Source organism: Acetivibrio sp. MSJd-27 (assembly GCF_018918095.1).
Lineage (GTDB): Bacteria > Bacillota > Clostridia > UMGS1840 > HGM11507 > HGM11507.
The window spans coordinates 1-17,636 of record NZ_JAHLPV010000021.1; the positions used below are offsets into that span (position 1 = coordinate 1).

Annotated in this window: 17 protein-coding genes and 2 tRNA genes; 5 read left to right on the forward strand and 14 right to left on the reverse strand. The window is 42.5% G+C overall.

What is annotated here, in order from left to right; all coding sequences use genetic code 11:
• Positions 1-19 precede the first annotated feature (19 nt).
• Positions 20-172, forward strand: coding sequence for an IS3 family transposase (locus KQI32_RS13650; RefSeq protein ID WP_374197067.1), 153 nt, complete (start codon positions 20-22; stop codon positions 170-172).
• 191 nt (positions 173-363) lie between these two features.
• On the opposite strand, the gene KQI32_RS08165 is transcribed toward KQI32_RS13650, so the two are convergent.
• From KQI32_RS08165 to KQI32_RS08180, 4 genes are all read right to left on the reverse strand, one after another.
• On the reverse strand, positions 364-3,363 hold the full coding sequence (locus KQI32_RS08165; RefSeq protein WP_216424643.1) for a copper amine oxidase N-terminal domain-containing protein: 3,000 nt from the start codon (positions 3,361-3,363) through the stop codon (positions 364-366).
• Between the two features lie 212 nt (positions 3,364-3,575).
• Complete coding sequence (locus KQI32_RS08170; protein WP_216424644.1) at positions 3,576-4,169, reverse strand: AraC family transcriptional regulator; 594 nt, start codon at positions 4,167-4,169, stop codon at positions 3,576-3,578.
• 27 nt (positions 4,170-4,196) lie between these two features.
• Positions 4,197-4,448 (reverse strand): AraC family ligand binding domain-containing protein, encoded by a 252-nt coding sequence (locus KQI32_RS08175; protein ID WP_216424645.1) that lies wholly within the window; start codon positions 4,446-4,448, stop codon positions 4,197-4,199.
• A gap of 263 nt (positions 4,449-4,711) precedes the next feature.
• Positions 4,712-6,523, reverse strand: coding sequence for a DUF4886 domain-containing protein (locus KQI32_RS08180; protein WP_216424646.1), 1,812 nt, complete (start codon positions 6,521-6,523; stop codon positions 4,712-4,714).
• Positions 6,524-6,649: 126 nt separating this feature from the next.
• On the opposite strand from KQI32_RS08180, the gene KQI32_RS13655 reads away from it, so the two are divergent.
• A complete protein-coding gene (locus KQI32_RS13655) occupies positions 6,650-6,880 on the forward strand; it encodes an IS1 family transposase (RefSeq protein ID WP_374197066.1) in 231 nt (76 codons plus the stop codon).
• A 750-nt stretch (positions 6,881-7,630) separates the two neighbouring features.
• On the forward strand, positions 7,631-7,936 hold the full coding sequence (locus tag KQI32_RS08190; protein WP_216424647.1) for a tyrosine-type recombinase/integrase: 306 nt from the start codon (positions 7,631-7,633) through the stop codon (positions 7,934-7,936).
• Between the two features lie 95 nt (positions 7,937-8,031).
• On the opposite strand, the gene KQI32_RS08195 is transcribed toward KQI32_RS08190, so the two are convergent.
• Both KQI32_RS08195 and KQI32_RS08200 read right to left on the reverse strand, forming a co-directional pair.
• Positions 8,032-8,122 (reverse strand) — tRNA-Ser (locus KQI32_RS08195).
• A 33-nt stretch (positions 8,123-8,155) separates the two neighbouring features.
• Positions 8,156-8,242, reverse strand: a tRNA-Ser gene (locus KQI32_RS08200).
• A gap of 344 nt (positions 8,243-8,586) precedes the next feature.
• On the opposite strand from KQI32_RS08200, the gene KQI32_RS08205 reads away from it, so the two are divergent.
• A complete protein-coding gene (locus KQI32_RS08205) occupies positions 8,587-9,261 on the forward strand; it encodes an MgtC/SapB family protein (RefSeq protein WP_216424648.1) in 675 nt (224 codons plus the stop codon).
• 97 nt (positions 9,262-9,358) lie between these two features.
• On the opposite strand, the gene KQI32_RS08210 is transcribed toward KQI32_RS08205, so the two are convergent.
• The 3 genes from KQI32_RS08210 to KQI32_RS08220 all read right to left on the reverse strand — a co-directional run bounded on the left by KQI32_RS08210 (position 9,359) and on the right by KQI32_RS08220 (position 11,631).
• A complete protein-coding gene (locus tag KQI32_RS08210) occupies positions 9,359-10,942 on the reverse strand; it encodes an ABC-F family ATP-binding cassette domain-containing protein (RefSeq protein ID WP_216424649.1) in 1,584 nt (527 codons plus the stop codon).
• Between the two features lie 71 nt (positions 10,943-11,013).
• Complete coding sequence (locus tag KQI32_RS08215; protein ID WP_216424650.1) at positions 11,014-11,157, reverse strand: hypothetical protein; 144 nt, start codon at positions 11,155-11,157, stop codon at positions 11,014-11,016.
• Positions 11,158-11,205: 48 nt separating this feature from the next.
• On the reverse strand, positions 11,206-11,631 hold the full coding sequence (locus tag KQI32_RS08220) for a helix-turn-helix domain-containing protein (protein WP_216424651.1): 426 nt from the start codon (positions 11,629-11,631) through the stop codon (positions 11,206-11,208).
• 152 nt (positions 11,632-11,783) lie between these two features.
• Between KQI32_RS08220 and KQI32_RS08225 the strand changes: the two genes are divergently transcribed.
• Positions 11,784-12,005: an XRE family transcriptional regulator gene (locus KQI32_RS08225; RefSeq protein WP_216424652.1), complete on the forward strand. Its 222-nt coding sequence runs from the start codon at positions 11,784-11,786 to the stop codon at positions 12,003-12,005.
• Between the two features lie 63 nt (positions 12,006-12,068).
• Here KQI32_RS08225 and prmC read toward each other — a convergent pair whose 3' ends face one another.
• The 5 genes from prmC to KQI32_RS08250 form a co-directional block, all read right to left on the reverse strand.
• Positions 12,069-12,902, reverse strand: a complete 834-nt coding sequence (gene prmC / locus KQI32_RS08230) for a peptide chain release factor N(5)-glutamine methyltransferase (RefSeq protein ID WP_216424653.1) — start codon at positions 12,900-12,902, stop codon at positions 12,069-12,071.
• A 117-nt stretch (positions 12,903-13,019) separates the two neighbouring features.
• Positions 13,020-13,958, reverse strand: coding sequence for a DUF1385 domain-containing protein (locus tag KQI32_RS08235; protein WP_177690069.1), 939 nt, complete (start codon positions 13,956-13,958; stop codon positions 13,020-13,022).
• A 94-nt stretch (positions 13,959-14,052) separates the two neighbouring features.
• Complete coding sequence (locus KQI32_RS08240; RefSeq protein ID WP_253291122.1) at positions 14,053-15,399, reverse strand: aldehyde dehydrogenase; 1,347 nt, start codon at positions 15,397-15,399, stop codon at positions 14,053-14,055.
• 65 nt (positions 15,400-15,464) lie between these two features.
• Complete coding sequence (locus tag KQI32_RS08245) at positions 15,465-15,836, reverse strand: MmcQ/YjbR family DNA-binding protein (protein ID WP_177690073.1); 372 nt, start codon at positions 15,834-15,836, stop codon at positions 15,465-15,467.
• Between the two features lie 54 nt (positions 15,837-15,890).
• The gene (locus KQI32_RS08250; RefSeq protein ID WP_216424655.1) at positions 15,891-17,300 is read right to left on the reverse strand and encodes an MATE family efflux transporter; all 1,410 of its coding nucleotides are present in this window, start codon (positions 17,298-17,300) and stop codon (positions 15,891-15,893) included.
• Positions 17,301-17,636: the final 336 nt, after the last annotated feature.

Here is a 17,636-nt window from a genome sequence, read left to right on the forward strand (position 1 = left end):
AAAAATTCGTTCCGCAATTCTGGAACTATATGCTAAATCTGAAAAACGGTTCGGCGCGTATAAAATCAGGCAGCGGCTTTGGGTTGAATATGGCATATCCATCAGCACCGGTCGAGTGTCCCGTCTGATGAAATCCATGCAGCTCCCCAAAATGTCATCCATCAAATCGTAACCACCGGTCGTGCCGGTGGTATGCACTGCCCCCTTAGGGCTTGATACCGGCTGGGCCTATAGGCCCGCCGAAAGGTTCGCCAACCGCGAAGCTTTCACCGGCTGCCCCTAATGGGGCTTTTTTGTATCACGAAAAAAATACCGGATTATTCATCCGGTATTTTCCAAATTGTGCCTGTTATCAAATTTTCATTAACCGATGATTTTTACAGTCTGTGTCGCTTCCTCCCAGTCAACTGTCGCTCCCAAAGCTTCCGCGACAAAGCGAACCGGTACCATTGTCCTATCGTTGATCAGTTTTGCTGGCTGATCTAAAAGAATATCGGCTCCGTTTTTTTTGGCAATGGGATCGCCTATTTTTATGGTGATCACCGTATCGCCTTTTTTTGCGGTTACCGTTTCTGTTTCATCACTCCAGCTTATTTCAGCGCCCAACACTTCAAACAGCTTCCTCATAGGCACCAATGTCCGATTGGTAGCCTCAGCCAGCACCGGTCCCTGGTCACTGCCAAAGTCAATCCGCTGTCCGTTGATTTCGACTTTAATCCCGCTTGCTGATGGATTGGTGCTTACGCCGGGAATCGAATACTTATACAGCTTGGTTCTGTCAGAGACAAAGAAATTGCCGTAAGGATCCTGTGCTATGTTTGATTTTCCAGGATTTTTCCGTAGGACTGCCTGCTGTTTGGTCTCAAAATCAAACTGATAGATAACCCTTCCCTGCATTGCATACAGCTTGTTGTCCTTCCCGATGGTGAATTGGGCGTCGCCCCAAATATGCCCATAGAGGTAATCCGTCATTAGCCCTGTGTACAGAACTTCCTGATTTAAAACATCAAATTCAAACAACGCTCCATCTGCCGCTCCCCAAAGCTTTCCATCCGGTGAAAAAATCAATTCGGTTATCATTTTTGCACCTAGCACCGGCGTCCATTGGGAGACGATTTTCCTGGTTTTGAGATCGAAAGCAATAAGCTGCGCCTCTCCGCTTGCCGGTCCATTCCCCAATCCGCCGTAAATGTTGGAACCGGCATAAACAATACCATCTTTATAAGCAAGGGCGGTAATAGAATGATTGGGAACGATATTCTGATAAGTGTCCGCCTTGCCAGACTCCACATCGTAGACAACTAAAGAACCGCCATGCTTTCCGTATTTCGGTACGGTTCCCATCAGGAAGACGCCGGCCTCTTCAACCGCAAGAGCTGTCATTCCCCTATCCTGTTCCCCAAAAGAAAATCCCTCATAAACTTGCTTTGGATTTTCATTTTTCACATCCCAAGGTTTTGCAGTATCATAAATCCAGATCTTCGCATTTGGATAAGAGGTGAGGAATAGTTTATCCTTATAAGCTTGAACTTGGTCACACTGAGGCATCTTCTGACCATCTCCCAACGCCTCGACTGTGTATTCTGACGTCTCATAGGTAACCGGATCCATATCCGCGTTTCCCCCGTTCAAGAAAGCGGTTAAATGCAGTTTGCCGTTGTTCATCATCCCCATCGTCTGGATTTCCAGCGGAACGGCGTTGATTTTCCGTTCAACAACTTTTATTTTACCAGTCACCGTATTATATTTGAACAGTCTGGCCTGCCTTGTAATACCGACCAAAGTTGTGTCTGTAAAGCCTTCCTCGTCAAGCTTTGTAAATGCAAAACCCGTTGCATATCCCCTTGTCAAAGCATTGGCATCATCATGGATGGTGTTTGTATCCAGATCATAATAACCAATGTTGGTATCCGTTGTATAATAAACACGGTTCTGATCGGGAGATTTTTCAGAGACGTGTCTGGATCTTACAGCCGTCTGCACTTCTTCATACTGTTTCTTTTCCAAATCATAAACCGCACCGTCGCCGGGTGAATAACGCATGAACAACTTGTCCCCAACGACAGTCAAATCCCAGATAAATTTTGTTTCCGACACCTTGGGATGCAGAGGGATTTCCGTCTTGTTTCCTGTTTTCCTGTCCATAGCAATGATATATCCGGTTGACCCGGTACCCCAATATATGGTATCGCGTTTTTTATCATAAGCCAGATTATATAAATACTGCTGCCCAGGTTTAATTGTACCATAATTTTTGACTTCCAGCGTTTTGGTATTGAATTCAAAACCTTCGCATTTGTTGTAGGAACCAGCAATCAGTATTCCGTCTGGTCCGTTGTCCATATCAAAGGTTTGTGCGCCCGGTAAATCCACCAAATATTTTACTGCCGTGTCGCCAGGAGTATAGCTGAACATAGCAGAAGGTGTGCCGGCTAAATATAAAACGCCATTGTCTATCGCCATCCCCCGAATCAATGTGGCTTTTTTTCCGGCATTTGTATCCTCTACTGGAACCTGTATCATTTCTTCTGTCACCACATCGGTAATCATGAGTTGAACCGGATCGCCGGTGATTGCGGAAAATGCGAGCAGATTTCCCTCTTTGTCATAGCCGAATACAGAACGGCTTACCGGTGCACTGTGAATTTTCGTCCCAAGCTCCTCTACGATGGGTTCTATTTGATTGGGAAGCTGCTGCGCTTTTTTTACATCTTTGATATTTACCGCCCCTTTTAAGCTATTGCTTGACGGCTCTTTTTCTCCTGAACTTGCAGACCCTCCGGTTCCCTTCTTAAGGCTAATCTGGTCAACCGATGCCGCCCCTGTGGAAACCTTGAATGTTACAAGCAATATCCTTGCCTCCGCGGCGCCCTCCGGCACAGTTGTGGCAAGGCTGAATTCCTTCCAGTCACCGCCTGTCGCTCCGATTTTGACCGATGGGCTTTCTACAAATCCTGTTGCAGTGGGGCTGAAACCTTTTTGAGGATAATACCTCAAATGCATTTGAACAGAGCCGGATACATTAGAAAAATATGCGGAAAGATTCAAACTTTCACCCGGGGTTACAGCAATTGCATCACTGTATAAAAAGAGCGCTGCACCCTTTGTCTCATCCTTCATCTCCAAATGGTTTTTTCCCTCATAAGAGTTTTCGGATACAATCCCATAGGACAGACCTGCCGCTATCGGCTTGTCGCTTGCAGAGCGGTACCATCCAGGAATCTTTTCTCCTTCAAACGCTTCCTCAAAACCACTGTTTTTCACCGTATATTCGTCCGCCGCCAACGCAGTCCCCGGCAATATCAGACTGCATATCAGCACCAGCGAAACAAATAAACTGACCGTTTTTTTCCTCATCCTCATAGCGATTTCCTCCTTCATACAAACTTGTTTCAAAATGAGAAAACAAAAAATATGCAATTTTAATATGATTCGACTAAATTATATCATTATAATTATTCGTTTTCAACAAAGCAGAACGAAAATTCTGAGATAATCCAAGATGTTCATAATTTCGTCCAACGAACAAAAAGATAACAAGAAAGACTATCCATTTTTGCACAGATAGTCTTATTTCAAAAAAACATATTTCTGTATTTCTCAGGAGAAACCCCCATTTGTTTCTTAAATACCCTTGAAAAATAGGCCGGATCTTTCAAGCCTATGTTCTCCGCAATTTCTTTTAAGGAGATTCTCCTATCCTTCATCAATTCAATGGCATTTTGTATTCGGAGATAGTTGATATATTCGGTAAATGTCCTGCCGGTAATCTCTTTAAAAATCTCTGCAAAATATGTGGAAGACATCATTGTTATCTTAGAAACTTCTGCCAATGTAATCTTTTTTCTGTAATTGATATCAATATAATCAACAGCCTTCATGATATTCGCCCTGTGGAATTCCATCAATTTACTTTTTCGCTCGTCCTCTTTTTTATCTGATTCACGGGACAGCATGGAAAATATCTGAAAAATACAGGATTTGATAACCAGTTCAAAGCATGGCTTCTTATGATTAAATTCCAGCAGCATCCGTTCAAACAGACTTTCTGCTTCCTTTTTCAAATTTCCGTTAAGTCTGTAAAACGCTTTTTCTTTATAGTTTCCAATAAGGCTTTGTTTTAAATAGCGGTTCATTGATTCAGAATTGCTGTATATAAAGCTTTCCAAAAAATCGCATCCAAACAAAACCAAATTCTAGAAACCATTGGAATCCAAACGATGAAATACAAAAGATGGCAAAATAGCAATGTCACCTTTTTTCAGATGATATTCTGTATGTTTAATCCAATAGGAGCATTCTCCGTTTTTCACATACCAGATTTGCATATAATCTTGAGCATGCATCAGTTGATGGCACTCAGTTATTTTATATATTCTGACAGGATATTGGTTCAGGTACTGTTCGGAGTTGAAAAACCAATAATTCTTTTTCTCTGTCGACTCCATACATAACTCCTTTGCTCAGTTTATCCTTTGTCTTTTCTATTTTTTTATATTTTAACACAAATCAAAACATTTGTAAACCAAAAAGAGACAGCGAGTATTTAATTTGTATAAACAAAAATGCAGACAATATGATAAACTTTCATCATATTGTCTGCATTTTTTACATTATACTTACCACATAATTCACTGGTGGTGGTTATAATTACTAAATTAACAAATCCAATCCTTTGTACAGTATTTTATGGATAATCGCCAAGCGGATTCTACTGCCATCCATATTGGACACAAGCTTCATGAGCTGCTTTTTTCAAAATCATCCATTCATCCTGCGTGATCCCATTTGGGCAAAATGTATTGACGGAAATTTGATTGCCTGTCAGGCATTCATACCACAGCGCACCAATTAAATACCTCCCATATGTATAGCTTGCATGAGCGCCGTCACGGTTTAATTTCGTGGTTTTCGTATCCCCCGACAAGGTATCAAATACCGGATTGCGGCGAGCATTTTGAAATGCAAGACCAGATGGTATAATCCGCAAAAGCTTTCCATCTTCTGAGATTTTGGTGCCGTCATCCAAGGATAATACACTCAATTTAGCAGAAATATTGTGATAAGTGGTTTCGATTGCTTCAAACATCGTTTGATAATTCAATCCATCCTTAAATCTACCCGATCCTTTCTCAAAAGACCAAGTTTGATGCAACAGGATCGTTGCCTGAGGCTCTACTTTTTTCAAATATTTGACGAGATTTTCAATATAAGGTGAAAAAGTTTCCTCTTTGTAGCTGTTTGTGCTGACCTGCTGAAGCGTGATATAATCCCAATCTTCGCTTTCCAGAACTTCTTGCATTGTAACCTTTTCTTCCACTTGCTGGTTGTTCACAGCATAAGTATATACTTTCGCATTGGTATTTGCATACTCCCAATGCTGGGAAAGATGGGAAGCGGAATAAGTCAGTTCCCCGACCGTAATAGGATATTGATCCGCAGCGGCAATATTGGGAAGATATTCGACTGCATCATTGGTAAAGCTGTTTCCGATTGCCAATACCTTAATACTCTTTTTTTCTTCCCTTTCAAACGTACTAATGATAACTCTTTTTGTATCTTCTAGCCAATTTACCTTTGTTTCCAAAGCTTCAGCAACAAATCTGACGGGAATCATCGTCCTGTCGTTTATCAGTTCTGCCGGCTGATCCAAAGTGACAGAAGTATCATTTATTGTCGCTGCTGTTTCACCGATTGTCAAAACAATGATATGTCCGTCTTTTACAGCTTTAACAGTAGAGGTTTCATCGTTCCATTCAATTTGTGCGCCGAGGATTTCAAATAATTTTCTCATTGGAACCAAGGTGCGGTTGCTTGCAGCAAGAACCGGCTCCTGATCATTCCCAAAATCTACTTTTTTTCCGTCAATAACAACGCTGATCGTATCATCTTCCTCAATGGGCGGATCCGTTTTTACATCAGGAGTTACCGGCTTATTGTCATTTGATTCTGTTTTATCTCCATATACTTCAATTTCTTCAACATATCCAATATTTGTTTTTGACACTGCGGACTTTATAGTCAGTTTGATGTATCTGGCTGAAACCGCAGAAAATTCAATGGATCCCATCCCATGATTAGAATTTGTTTTTATTCCGGTATCAATGGGGCACACCGCCGGTTCCTGACCGTCTGCACTTTTCGTGCTTTCACTCACCAGCGTCCAGGCTGCATTGTCTTCGGAAACTTCAAGCTTGTACCCAAAAAGCTTCTGCTCAGCACCATATTCAAAAACGGTTACTTTTTGAATCGTCTCGCTTTGTCCAAGATCGAGCGTAATAGAATCTCCCGATTTCACATTCCATGTATCGCCTGTTTTGCTCACGGCTTTGTTGCCGTCTGTTACTTTTTTGTGATCTTTTCCCTTTGTCTCACGGCTAACCGTCACATTTTTATGTAACGCAAGATTAACACTCCCGCCGCTGAACGATTCCTGTGAATTTGTCATGTAGAACGTCTGAAACATCATTGTAAATAAAATCATAAGACATAGAAAAGATGTCTTTTTCCTAAAAAAATACATTTAATTTTCCCCTCCTTGATATTCTTATGTAGTATTAAAGTTAAATGAAAAAGAGCACCTCAAAACCTTTGTGGTATAATGGTTTCGCACAAAAACACATTATTCTCTAGAAAGGAAGAAGTTCTCATGCAAAAAATTATACCAATCAAGTGCCCGAAATGCAACAATTCCAAAAAACTTTACCAATATGGTAAAACTCTCGACAGATATCAAAAATATCAATGCCGGGAGTGTTCCCACCAATTTGCTCCCAATAGACTATCGGACGTCCTGCTTTGCCCTTTGGTAAAGGCTAATATCCCTCTTGCCTCAATGCTATCTATAACAAATCACGATTATGAACTTCACACTCATTAAATTTTGTTTGTTGCGTAATGAAATTCTATGACTGCGTGCCCTATTCTTTCATTTTTACTTTACACATTCTTAATATGTCATAATAATACCACACAGCGTTTTTAATGACAATAAATAAATAGATAAAACCTCAAATAATGCAAAAAAATTTTGATATTATCCAAGACAGCAAGTCCACGGTATGAAGATCCTATATACCGTGCCTTATTGAACACATTTATCTAGCGAATGGATCTCTTTTCTTAAGCTGGCAGCCAGTCCAATTCCGCTCTCAAAAATGATAGTTTCAAATCAGACGATTGTGGATGATGTCCATTCGACCCGGTTCGGGCTTTTAATAAATATTTGACATCTGCAGAGAAGAAGCGCTTTTTGAGGAAGCATCACCATGATATCTCTTCTGTTTTCACTTTTTCTCTCCATTCTATTGACTATTATCCAGTCTGATTTTATGATGGGATAGTTAGAAATTTAATAAAATATTAAAACAGAAATACAGACTATATGAAATAGAACTTAATATAACTGTTTAAAATTTTATCATTTAATTTTTATTGACTGATCTGTATTTACTATCTCCCTCCTGCCAAATTCAAACCAACAATCGTTACCCTCATTGATTTTGGAGTGCTTTATAAACTCCTTGAAAAGGCCGTTGCACTCCAATATATAACTTATAACCCCTCTAACGCCTATGAACTTCCAATATAGAAAGCTTCAGACATCCTCAAAGCTGAAAACCGGTTCCATATGGGGGAGTCGTTAAATAGTAATCTCGTTTTCACTGATGAAATAGGCTGTCACCTTGTCCATGTCACAGTGTATAAGCAATACAAAAAAATAGTGGAATCTATAGCAAGATTTCATGATTTAAGACATTCCTATGCCGTTGCTTCTTTGCAAAATAGTGACGATGTGAAAACTGTACAAAAGAATTTAGGACACCATACAGCCGCTTTTACACTTGACGTTTACGGTCATGTGTCAGAACGCATGAAGAAAGAAAGTGCCGCCCGTATGGACGCATATATAAAAAATCTTGAAGGGTCAAAATAAGGGTAAAAAAATCTGCAAAGGGTAATTTAAAGGGTCAAAACGGAAAACAGAAAAGAAAAAAGCCGGTAAAATCAATGTTTTACTGGCTTTTTCTGTGGCGGAGAAGGAGGGATTTGAACCCTCGCGCCGGTTTCCCGACCTACACCCTTAGCAGGGGCGCCTCTTCGGCCTCTTGAGTACTTCTCCAAACCGAATTCCATATCAATATGAAATTTTTGATGGCAGAGAGGGTGAGATTCGAACTCACGGCTCTTTCGAGTCACTGGTTTTCAAGACCAGCTCCTTAAACCACTCGGACACCTCTCCGCATTTGCATAACCCAGTATAACAAAAAAGAGAGTGTATGTCAATAGTTTTGTGTGAAGATTCCACATTTTTTATGTTTTTCTTTTTTCGGGTAAATTCACTTTTTCCTCCGCATAACGGCACAGGAATCGTCATATATATGGGTAATAAGAGAAAGACAAAAAAAGCAAATTTTACACTTGACAGCAGGTAAAAACGGAGTATAATATCTCCATATGCTGTTAAGCATTAAACGTTTTTTCATCCGGAAAAAGGACGAAAAGAGGAACAAACATCTTATTGTTTTGTCACTGAAAATCCGGCAGAATAAACAGCAATATCATTTCAGGAAGGAGATATTATTTATGACAGAATATTTATTATCACAGCTGGAGTTTCTTCTGCGTCTTCTGATCGCCGCAATCTGCGGAGGCATCATCGGATACGAAAGGAAAAACAGGTTGAAAGAGGCAGGGGTGCGAACCCATTTGATTGTATGTCTGGCTGCCGCGTTGATGATGATCATCTCGAAATATGGATTTTATGACATCCTCGGTCTGAACGGCTTTGGTCTTGATCCATCCCGTATTGCCGCACAGATTGTTTCTGGAGTCGGCTTTCTGGGAGCTGGAATGATCTTTATGAAGCGGCAGGAAATCAGCGGTCTGACAACCGCGGCCGGTATATGGGCAACGGCAGGTGTCGGAATGGCGGTAGGTGCCGGATTATATCTGCTTGGAATCACAGCGGCAATTATTATCATTATCGTCCAAATTTTGCTGCACAGAAACTTTAACTGGATAAAAGCACCGACCGCTGAACTGATCCATATCCAGATGGAAAACAGTGATGACGCAATCGACTATGTGAAATCCTCACTGGAGGAGAATCAGATTGAAATTTTGCACTTTAAAGCACAGCAGTTAAAGTCTGATCTGATGGATTTAGAGATTTACGCAAAAATTCCGAAAGAATATGCAGTGCATGATTTGATGAACCTTTTTAAAACCAATCCTCACATCAAATGTATTGAAATGTAAAGTAATTTTCATGATTAACTGCAATTTCCTAAATGATAAAAAGGAACTGCGTATCAAATAGAGCAGTTCCTTTTCCTTATTTTCACACAATCCCCAATCATTCCATTTCAATAAATTCCTCATAACTGCAAACCTTATCTTTTTTTCCATCGGGCGTGAATTCTATGATGCGATTTGCAACCGTCTGTATAAACTGATGATCGTGGGAGGCAAACAGTATATTTCCCTTAAAATCGATCAATCCGTTATTGACCGCTGTGATCGACTCCAAATCCAAATGGTTGGTAGGCTGATCCAGCACCAGCACATTGGCGCCGAACATCATCATCCGCGACAGCATACAGCGTACTTTCTCTCCTCCGGACAATACCTGAACCTGTTTCAGCACATCATCTCCTGAGAACAGCATCCTGCCCAGAAACCCCCGCAGATAGGTCTCCGTTGTATCCTTTGAATACTGCATCAGCCATTTGATGATAGATAAATCGCAGTCATTGAAAAAATCCGAATGATCCTTCGGAAAGTAGGACTGGGATGTACTGATGCCCCATTTAAAATCACCTTCATCCGGCTCCATCTCCCCCATCAAAATCTGAAAGAGAGTGGTGTTAGCGATTTCATTCTCTCCCACAAAAGCAATTTTATCTCCCTTATTCACCACAAAAGAGACATTGTTGAGAACCTTTACCCCATCCACTGTTTTACTGAGTCCGTTTACAGACAGAATTTCTTTTCCAGCTTCCCGATCCATCTGAAAGCCCACATACGGATACCTGCGCGAGGATGCGGGCAACTCCTCCACTGTCAGCTTTTCAATCAGCTTTTTCCTGGAAGTCGCCTGCCGGGATTTGGATTTGTTGGCGGAAAAACGTTGGATAAAAGTTTGCAGCTCCCTGATTTTATCCTCATTTTTCTTGTTCTGATCCCGAATCATTCTCTGCATTAATTGACTGGACTCGTACCAAAAATCGTAGTTTCCCACATACATCTTAATCTTGGAATAATCGATATCCACAATGTGGGTGCATACATTGTTTAAAAAATGCCGGTCATGGGATACCACAATGACTGTCCCAGGATAATCCATCAAAAAATCTTCCAGCCAGCTTATGGAAGCGATATCCAGATGGTTCGTGGGCTCGTCCAGCAACATGATGTCAGGATGTCCAAACAGTGCTTGCGCCAACAGCACTTTTACTTTTTCAGCACCGCCAAGGCCGGCCATTTGCTGTTCCAGTATGTCGGCAGGAAGCCCCAAACCCTGAATCAGCCTGGAGGCTTCGCTCTCCGCTTCCCAGCCATCCATCTCGGCAAATTCTGCTTCCAGTTCAGACGCCTTAATTCCATCTTCATCCGAGAAATCTTCTTTCGCATAAAGCGCGTCTTTTTCTTTCATAATATCATAAAGACGCTGATTCCCCATTATGATGGTATCCAGTACCGTGTAGGCATCATATGCAAAATGATCCTGTTTTAAGACCGACATCCGGGTCTTCGGCGCAATGGATACCTCCCCCTTTGAACAGTCCAGCTCACCGGAAAGGATTTTTAAAAAGGTTGATTTTCCGGCCCCGTTTGCTCCGATAATACCATAGCAATTGCCAGGCACAAATTTCAAATTGACATGCGAAAACAAGTCTGTTCCGTCAAAGTTCAGACTTACATCCGTTACAGTTATCATAATTCCTCCCAAACATCGTTCTCATAAAAATCGAAAAGCAAGTGATATCTGCCATCTTCAAAAGCTCTTCGTTAAGCATAGAGTCCCGTTCCGCCGTAAACACCCAAAACGGCTTCGTGTACTCCAAAATAAAAAGCAGCATACCCAAACCTCTTTCCTTTCAGCAGTCCGATATAACCTTGCCGAATTGGAACCGACGTTTTGTATACCACCATAATGCGACCTGTCATTATTTTATCATATCTCTTAGAAAAAAGCTACTGTTATTCTCTACTGGAAATTTTCTCTCCCGACCCGCCATCCTCTTTCAATAATATATCACTCATGGAAATCAATATACTTTTCATCTTGTGGCTCAATTGGTTATAGTTATACAGCAATCTCTTTTCCTCTTGGGTCAAATCAGGCAGAGAAAACCCTTCCTTAAACTTACATTCTGCTTTTTCTTCCGGCGGATCCATAGACAAATTTAAGGTGATGCTTCTGTCGTCACTGAGCAGAAAATCGCTGGTTGTATCCAGCGCATATGCAATTTTTGCTACAATATCCCCTTTGGGCAAACGTTCATTATTGATATATCTGGAGATCGACGCCTCTGTCGTATGGATCATTTCAGCCAATCCTTTTTGCGTCATTTGCTTTTTCTTTAAAAGAAGAAGTACTTTATCACCAAAAGTCACTGCAATCACCTCATTTTTATCCATTATACAATACGAGGGTAAAAAACAACAATCCATATTACCAATTTTATAATTATTTCCATATTTAAACTTGACAAATTACCATTCGTTTTATATAATTTGTTTGTAAATCATCTGCTGAATTGTTAGGAGGTGGAAGAATGGATACCAATCTGCTAAAAGCAAAAAGAGTGGAGCATGATGTCAAACAGAAGGATATTGCCAAGGCTCTCCATATTTCCCTTAAGACTTATTGTTTGAAAGAAAATGCGGATTCATGCACCTTTTCGGGAGAACAAATATTAGTATTAAAAGATATGCTTGATCTCTCGCTGCTGGAAATCAACAATATCTTTTTCGATGGTCTGCTTCCCTCAAAATAGCTAGGGCGAAAAAAGTCCCGGGGAAGGCTTCTAGAAACCTTCCCCGGGACTTTACTATTTCATTTATTTTCTTTTTCCTGTTACAACCCTGTCAATCCCCTGCAAATCCTGATATACTGCGATCCTTTCAAAATATGGAGTCATCAGCCGGGAAACCTCTTCTGCCTGCCCAATGCCCACTTCAAATGCCATCAGCCCGCCTGCCTTCAAGTTTTTCGCATATTTTTCGGATAGGATTCTGTAAAACTGCAACCCGTTTTCAGAAGCCTCCAGCGCTAAACGAGGCTCATAATCTCTCACCTCCGGCTCCAGTGCCGAGATATCTTCCGGCGGGATATAGGGAGGATTCGAGACAATCACATCAAAACATCTCTCCATCGATTCATTCAGGACATCCATTCTTTGAAAAACCGTTCGTTCCGCAACCTGATGCCTCCGCGCATTTTTTTCAGCGATGTGAAGTGCACCGTCAGAGATATCCGACAAAAAAACCTCCGCTTTCGGCAAATAGTAAGCGAGGCTGACGCCGATACAGCCCGATCCGCAGCAGAGATCGGCAATGTGTACCGGAGTGTTTCCAACCTGCCGGATGACCTGCTCCACTAAAATTTCCGTGTCACAACGAGGTATTAACACATTGGAATCCACATGGAAAGGCAGTGACATAAACTCACATTCCCCAATCAAATACTGGACGGGAACATTGTGTTTACGTTCGTCTACAAGCGAATTATATCGTTTTTCTTGCTCGTCGGTTACCAAACGGTCATGATATACGAAAAGCCTTGTACGCTCCATATTCAAAACGTAGGAAAGAAGCATCTGTGCCTCCAAAGCACCGGATTCCTTATGCTTCAAATCTTCGGTTCCCTTTTTCAATAATTCTCTGATATTCATATATTCTCCAATAAAAACGGACGTGCATTGCACGCCCTGAATTCGATTATTCTTCTCTTTTCCCCTGCAAAAGAAATCGTTCTCGCCCCCTAAGAGGCGGGGCACATCTTCATTTGGTTATAACACAGCCTTCAAAGACGCAATCGCAACCTCTATCTGAGCTCCGTCCGGCTCTTTGGTGGTCAGATGCTGCATCCACATACCAGGCATGGACAAAGCCCTTGTAAACCAATTGTCATATTTGCCCGCCAAGCGGATTAACTCGTAGGAAAGCCCGGCAACCACAGGCAATAGAAGCAGGCGATAAACCATCCTTACAGCCAGATTATCCCAAGAGATAAAGGAGAACAGAACAATGCTGACAATCATGACAATAAACAGGAAACTTGTCCCACAGCGGGGATGAAACCGTTTGTATTTCTTCACGTTCTCCACTGTCAGCTCTTCCTTGTGCTCAAAACAGAAAATCGTCTTATGCTCCGCCCCGTGATACATAAACACGCGCTGGATATCCTTCATCCGGGAAATCAGAGCGATATAAGTCACAAAAAAAGCAATCCGGACAACACCCTCCAACAAATTCAACAATATGCCGGAAATATCGGGAAAATGCCCTTTCAGAAATCCAACCAAATAATTCGGCAGCAGCATAAACAGCCCGATCCCTATGACAAGGGATAACAGCACAGACAAAAACATCACATAGGTAAATATTTTATCTCCGCATTTATCCCAAAGCCATTTTTCAAATTTAGACATCTTTTCCGGATTGTTCTCGTCCTCTTCCTCCTCAAAAAATTTTGCGGAGTACATCAGGCACTTCACACCCACATACATGGACTCAAAAAAGGAAAATACACCTCTCAAAATAGGGATTTTATTGATTTTCCATTTAACGCTCAGTAAATTGATTGGTTCCTTCTTTATCTCAATGTGCCCGTCCGGCACACGGACTGCCGTGGCAATATCATGATGCCCGCGCATCATGACGCCCTCAATGACAGCCTGCCCGCCGATGGACGTATATTTCGTCTTCGGTTCTTTTGTCTTTCCCATTTCATTCGCCTTTCCAATTTAAAAATCTACACTTTATTATCTCAGGAATCCAAAAGAAAGTCAATAGCGCTCCGCAATATTCACAGAATATTCATCAATGCAAAAAACGCTTCAGCATCTTCAGTTTTCTGGCATAAGGCGGATAGCGCAGACGGATATCCAGCCAGTTTCCCTTCTTCAGGATACTTTTTTCATGGCTGAAACAATCGAAGCTTTTCTTTCCATGGTAACTTCCCGTCCCGCTCTGTCCAACGCCGCCAAACGGCAGATATGGGGTGGAAAGGTGAACAATCGTATCGTTCACACAGCCGCCGCCAAAAGGGATGTTGTTCAGAAGATACTCCTCATTCTCTTTCGATGTGCTAAACAGATAGAAGCTCAGAGGCGCGTTGTTTATAATTCGAGGAATCTCATCCAGTTTTCGGTAAGTCAGAACCGGCAGAATCGGCCCGAAAATTTCTTCCTGCATCACAGAGGAATCTTTTGAAACATCCACCAGAACGGTGGGACTTATTTTCCGCTTACTTTCATCCGCTTTGCCGCCGATGAGGATGTTTCCGCTTTCCATAAGGCGGACAAGACGCTCAAAGTGCTGTGTATTTATGATTTTTGGATAATCCTCATTTTCTGTTGCATCCCCCGGCCAAAATTCATCAATCACTTTTTTCAGAGCGTCCGTCAGCGTTTTTTGCACCTTCTCCTGGCAGATGATATAATCGGGCGCCACACAGGTTTGCCCGGCATTTAAAAATTTCCCCCATGCGATTCGCCTGGCAGCCAGAGGGATGTCCGCCGTCTCGTCCACAATACAAGGGCTTTTTCCTCCCAACTCCAGTGTCACCGGTGTCAGCGTCTGCGCGGCTTTCTGTGCAATGAGCGCTCCCACACGAGTGCTTCCCGTAAAAAAAATATGATCAAATTTCTGTTCCAGCAGACTCTGTGTGGTTCGGATACCTCCCAAAACCACATGGATATAATGAGGCTCAAATGTCTCCGCAATCATCTTTTCAATCACTTCAGCTGTAGCCGGGCTAAGTTCAGACGGCTTGACAACCGCAGTGTTTCCAGCGGCGATGGCTCCTATAAGAGGAGAAACGGTCAGCTGAAACGGATAGTTCCACGGCGCAATGATCAGAACGTTTCCCAGCGGCTCTTTTCGGATATAGCTCCTGGAAGGAAACTGCACCAGTGGTGTCTTCACTCTTTTTATTCTGGTCCATCCTCTCAGATGGCGCCTTGCAAAACGGATCTCTTCATAAATGAGGCCGATTTCAGTTTCATAGCTTTCAAATTCACTTTTTCCCAAATCCTTCTTAAGAGCTCGGATGATCTCCGCTTCCCAGCGTTTGATTGCCTTTTGCAGGATCGCCAAAGCCGCCAGCCGAAAAGCGACTTGCCTTGTAACGCCGCTTTGAAAAAATTTTCGTTGTTCTCTCAGCATTTTCTGCCTCATTCCTTTTTATCACAGCGCTCTTTCCCTATTCTAAAACAATTCGAAAAGGAAGCTTAGCGCTTCTTCTTTGTCAAGTCATAGCTTAGATCAATCCATTTCGCTATATCCGCCATCGGTACAGTGCCGTCAAGAAGAATGGTAATCCAAGTTGACTTATTCATATGATATGCCGGAAGATAGCCGTCGTTCTGCAGCAAAGATCCAATTAAAATAGGATCGCATTTCACAACGAGAATATCCTTTGTCTCTGCTCTGCTCAATCCAAGCTTTTGTCCTGACACATTCATCACTACCGCATACCACTTTGCGTTGGAACCGTGTCTCAGCACAGCATAATCAGGATATTTCACCCACAGATATTCCGGCTCTGTTCCATATTTCTTTTTTACATATGCAAAGATACTGCTTCTGCCTGTTATCCTCATTCTTCCGCTCATCCATTCAAAATGCATTGTGCTTACTATTTTTTAAATTGGTTTTTAAAGTTTGATTGCCGTCCAATTGCCTTTTCGAAACCGGGCAAAGGTGATAAACAGCCTCATAAACTGATCCACAATCACTGCAAACCATGCTCCGTAAAGTCCCCACCCAACCGGAAAGCACAAAAGCCATGTCAGTATAGGGCGTACAATTGCAATACTCAGAAAAGAAGTAGCAGCGACAAATTTGGTGTCCCCGGCTCCTCTCAGGCAGCCGGAAAGAATCACCTGAGAGGTTTGCGCATGGGTGGTAAAGGCTATCATGATCATAATAACCGCCCCCTGCGCAATGATCTGCTCCTCCTGCGAAAACAATCCTACTAAAAAACGCCTTCCAAACAGAAACACAAAAAAGAGGACAGTGGAAACCACAAGCGCAAGACGCTGTGTAATACTCCCATAAAGAATCGCCTTATCCGGTCTTTTTGCCCCCAAACTCTGTCCGACCAGCGAAGAAGCTGCAACGCTGAAACCATCCCCGAATCCGAAAGAAAGGCTCAGTATATTCATACATATCTGATGGGTTGCAAACGCCGCGGTTCCAAGAGAAGCCACCATCTTGGCATAGACGAAAAAGCCGATCCGCAGAAACACCTGCTCTACCATCGCGCTGCTGCTGACATTTAAAACACTGCCGATTGTCCTCCGGTCAAACCGCCATGATGTTTTGGTTTGTAAATTCAAAAAACAGCTTTTTCGGAAAACCGAGCGCAAAGCCATGAAAAACGCTACAATATTTCCTAATACCGTGGCAATGGCAGCCCCTTTCACCCCTAGTTCCGGGAAAAAACCAATCCCGTTTATCAAAAAATAGTTGAATATCACATTGATAACATTCGCTGCCACATTGGTCAGCAATGATATTTTCGTATTGCCGATTCCGCGTTGTGCCGCGTTGATGGTCAGATTCAGACTGTTAAAAAAAAGTCCTATCATGATAATCCGGAAATACTGCACCGAAAGCGCAATGACATCCTCCTGTGCCCCTGCGAACAGCAGAAGCGGACGTGCAAAAAGGATGCCCAGCACAGAAAGGACGAGTCCAAGTCCCATACTGATGAGCAGGCTCTGCTTCAGACTGCGATTGGCGGCATCCCTGTCCCCCGCGCCTTTTCTGCGAGCGACAACTGCTGTTACCCCTACATTCAGCGAAAGAATCATTGCCATTAAAATAAACCGAGGCTGATTGGTTATCCCCACCGCTGTGATGGCGTGATGTCCGATTCCTCCAACCATCATCGTATCCACCGCAGCAATGAGCGTCACAAAAACCGATTCCATTATGGATGGCCATGCAATATGTACTACGGTTTTGTATGCCGTCCGGTTATCCGGCATCTGCCCAGCTATTCTTTCCCGAGGCACCATATATTCTGTGGAAAAAAGCCGCCTTGCCGCTTGTTTTAACATCGTATCCCCCATCTTTTTTATAACTGTTATCCATTTGTTTCAGTATTGTTTATATCTAATTATTATAACAAGAAGGAAACGTTTTTGCAAGGCAAAAGCCACAATATAAGCGTTTCAACCTTGTGAAGGGCGATATTCCCTCCGCTTGCTCTACAATCGAATTTTGCCCTTTTCAATAAGGGCTTGCACCGTCATTCAACGAGGACAAGGGCACTGCATGGCAGTGCCGCGATCAGCGGGAGATTGTACTCCCGCTAATCGCGGATATGGAACCCGCCGCCTTAAGAGGCGGGGGACATCTTGCCCGCAGTTATAGAATCGGTGACATAATAGCAA

What these genes read in the sequence shown, in the direction of transcription:
- KQI32_RS08165 (WP_216424643.1), bottom strand. Translation starts at nt 3,363, where the DNA reads ATGAGGATGAGGAAAAAAACGGTCAGTTTATTTGTTTCGCTGGTGCTG.
- KQI32_RS08175 (WP_216424645.1), bottom strand. Translation starts at nt 4,448, where the DNA reads ATGGAGTCGACAGAGAAAAAGAATTATTGGTTTTTCAACTCCGAACAG.
- KQI32_RS08180 (WP_216424646.1), bottom strand. Translation starts at nt 6,523, where the DNA reads ATGTATTTTTTTAGGAAAAAGACATCTTTTCTATGTCTTATGATTTTA.
- KQI32_RS13655 (WP_374197066.1), top strand. Translation starts at nt 6,650, where the DNA reads ATGCAAAAAATTATACCAATCAAGTGCCCGAAATGCAACAATTCCAAA.
- KQI32_RS08190 (WP_216424647.1), top strand. Translation starts at nt 7,631, where the DNA reads ATGGGGGAGTCGTTAAATAGTAATCTCGTTTTCACTGATGAAATAGGC.
- KQI32_RS08205 (WP_216424648.1), top strand. Translation starts at nt 8,587, where the DNA reads ATGACAGAATATTTATTATCACAGCTGGAGTTTCTTCTGCGTCTTCTG.
- KQI32_RS08210 (WP_216424649.1), bottom strand. Translation starts at nt 10,942, where the DNA reads ATGATAACTGTAACGGATGTAAGTCTGAACTTTGACGGAACAGACTTG.
- KQI32_RS08215 (WP_216424650.1), bottom strand. Translation starts at nt 11,157, where the DNA reads ATGGTGGTATACAAAACGTCGGTTCCAATTCGGCAAGGTTATATCGGA.
- KQI32_RS08225 (WP_216424652.1), top strand. Translation starts at nt 11,784, where the DNA reads ATGGATACCAATCTGCTAAAAGCAAAAAGAGTGGAGCATGATGTCAAA.
- prmC (WP_216424653.1), bottom strand. Translation starts at nt 12,902, where the DNA reads ATGAATATCAGAGAATTATTGAAAAAGGGAACCGAAGATTTGAAGCAT.
- KQI32_RS08235 (WP_177690069.1), bottom strand. Translation starts at nt 13,958, where the DNA reads ATGGGAAAGACAAAAGAACCGAAGACGAAATATACGTCCATCGGCGGG.
- KQI32_RS08240 (WP_253291122.1), bottom strand. Translation starts at nt 15,399, where the DNA reads ATGCTGAGAGAACAACGAAAATTTTTTCAAAGCGGCGTTACAAGGCAA.
- KQI32_RS08245 (WP_177690073.1), bottom strand. Translation starts at nt 15,836, where the DNA reads ATGAGGATAACAGGCAGAAGCAGTATCTTTGCATATGTAAAAAAGAAA.
- KQI32_RS08250 (WP_216424655.1), bottom strand. Translation starts at nt 17,300, where the DNA reads ATGTTAAAACAAGCGGCAAGGCGGCTTTTTTCCACAGAATATATGGTG.